Here is a 2,040-nt window from a genome sequence, read left to right as displayed (position 1 = left end):
ATCCCCAGCACCGCCACCATGCTCAACCCCCCGGTGAGCGCCCTGGTCCGGTTCCGGTGCGCCCGCGCCCCCGCGAACACCGCCGTCGGACCGCCGCTGACCGGCGGTTCCTCACCGATCCCCGCTCCCAGCACATCCCTGATCTCGTTCTCGTTCACGCCGAGGCTCCTTCCGAGCCGATCCCGAGGCCGAGCCGGTCGTCCTGGAGTACCGTCCGCAGCGCGGCGAGCGCGCGGGAGCACTGGCTCTTCACGGTGCCCGGTGAGATGTCGAGCAGCGCCGCGGTCTCCTCGACACTGCGGTCCTCCCAGTAGCGCAGGACGACCGCCGCACGCTGCCGGGGCGGCAACCCCCGCAGCGCCGAGAGCACCGTGAGCTTGACGTCGCTGTCCCCGGCGGTACCGTCGACCACCTCCAGCGGCTCCGCCCACAGCCGCTCCCGGCGCCGCCAAAGCCGACGGTTCTCGTCCAGGAACAGCCGGAGCAGCACCTGTCGCGAATACGCGTCCAGGCTGTCCACCCGGTGTCGCCGCGCGACCACCACGACCTTGACCAACGTGCCCTGCACCAGGTCCTCGGCACGATGCCAGTCCCCGCACAGCAGGTACGCCGTGCGGCGCAGCGCCAGATACCGCCCCTGGACGAACTGCTCCAGTTCGTCCTCGACGGCCGCCTTGTCTCCCCGCGCCATGGACTGTCCCCTCCGACCGGCTCAATCTTCTGTCACCGGTCCTTGAGGGGTCGACCCGGGCCCCGGGTTGCCCGGGCCGCCCGACTTTCTTCCGAAGGCCGCCGCGACTTGCCGAACGCGACCACCACCTCAGGACATGCTCCTCACAGCAGGTGCGCCTCGTCAGAACATGCTCCTCGTCAGAACGTGGTCGCCGCGAGCGCCTCGTAGAAGGGACGGGGGTCCGCCGCGAGCGCTGCCTTGACCGAGCGACTCCAGTCGTCCACCAGCACCTCCCACGCACCGGCCTCGACCCCGTCCAGCGTGGCCCGGGCGACCTCGACCGGCGGCAGCTTCTCACTGTCGAACCCGGCGCTCATATCGGTGTCGGCCAGTCCCAGATGCACGCCGGTGACCAAAGTCCCCTGGCCGGCGAGCTCCAGTCGGACGCCGTTGACCATCGCCCACGCGGCGGCCTTGCCGACGTGGTAGGCATTGGCTCCGGGATGAGCGAACCAGGACATCGCCGACAGCACGTTCACCACCGCACCGCCGCCATTGCGCCCCAGCACCGGCGCGAACGCCCGGACCATGTTCAGCGACCCGAACAGGTGGGTCTCCAGCTCGAACCTGATCTGGTCCAGGTCCCCGGACACCAGGTCCTGCCAGGTGTTCGAGCCCGCATTGTTGACCAGCAGCGTAACGTCCGGCGCCGCCTCAGCGACCCGGCTCACCGCAGCGGGATCCGTGATGTCCAAGGCAAGCCGTTCCACACGCCCCGCGTCCAGACCGTCGAGCTCTATCTCCTCCGGCCGCCGCGCGGTGGCGTAGACCTTGGCGGCACCGCGGTCAAGCAGGTGCGAGGTGAAGGCGCGGCCCAGGCCGCGGTTGGCACCGGTAACCAGTGCGATCGATCCGTTGATCTCCATGTGGACTACGCTAAAACCTGACGCTAACGTCAGCGGCAAGTCGAGACAGGACAGGAGGCCGACAGATGCGGATCGGGCAACTGGCGACGCGATCGGGCGTCAGCGTCCGCGCACTCCGCTACTACGAGGAGCAGGGCCTGCTGATCGCGGAACGCAGCCCCTCAGGCCAGCGCCACTACCCGGAGGAAGCCGTCGAGAAGGTCCTCTTCTTCCAGGACATGTACTCCGCCGGGCTGACCAGCAAAAGGATCGCCGAACTGATGCCGTGCTTCGACACCGGCCACACCGATGCCGAGCAGCGCAGCATGCTCCACGCCGAGCGCAACCGCATCCACGAGCGGGTCACCCAGCTCACAGCCGCGCTGCGCCGACTGGATTCGGTCATCGCCGTCGCTGACACGCATCCTTGATGCGCTGTTGGTTTGGGAGTCGGGTGGGGTG

The 2,040-nt window shown here is 68.9% G+C and carries 3 protein-coding genes; 1 reads left to right on the top strand and 2 read right to left on the bottom strand.

The genetic code is table 11. The annotated features are described in order from the left end of the window. Positions 1–154: 154 nt before the first annotated feature. Both KGQ19_RS48410 and KGQ19_RS48405 read right to left on the bottom strand, forming a co-directional pair. On the bottom strand, positions 155–691 hold the full coding sequence (locus tag KGQ19_RS48410) for a SigE family RNA polymerase sigma factor (RefSeq protein WP_212022371.1): 537 nt from the start codon (positions 689–691) through the stop codon (positions 155–157). Between the two features lie 179 nt (positions 692–870). Further along, positions 871–1,599 (bottom strand): SDR family oxidoreductase, encoded by a 729-nt coding sequence (locus tag KGQ19_RS48405; RefSeq protein WP_212022369.1) that lies wholly within the window; start codon positions 1,597–1,599, stop codon positions 871–873. A 65-nt stretch (positions 1,600–1,664) separates the two neighbouring features. Here KGQ19_RS48405 and KGQ19_RS48400 point away from each other — a divergent pair, with 65 nt between their 5' ends. Next, entirely contained in the window at positions 1,665–2,009 is a 345-nt protein-coding gene (locus KGQ19_RS48400; RefSeq protein WP_212022367.1) for a MerR family transcriptional regulator, read from the top strand. The last annotated feature ends 31 nt before the right edge of the window (positions 2,010–2,040 follow it).

The organism is Catenulispora pinistramenti (assembly GCF_018274385.1).
GTDB classification, from domain to species: Bacteria; Actinomycetota; Actinomycetes; order Streptomycetales; family Catenulisporaceae; genus Catenulispora; species Catenulispora pinistramenti.
Note: the sequence above shows the minus strand (reverse complement) of the source record. Positions and strands in the feature narration are given on the sequence as shown.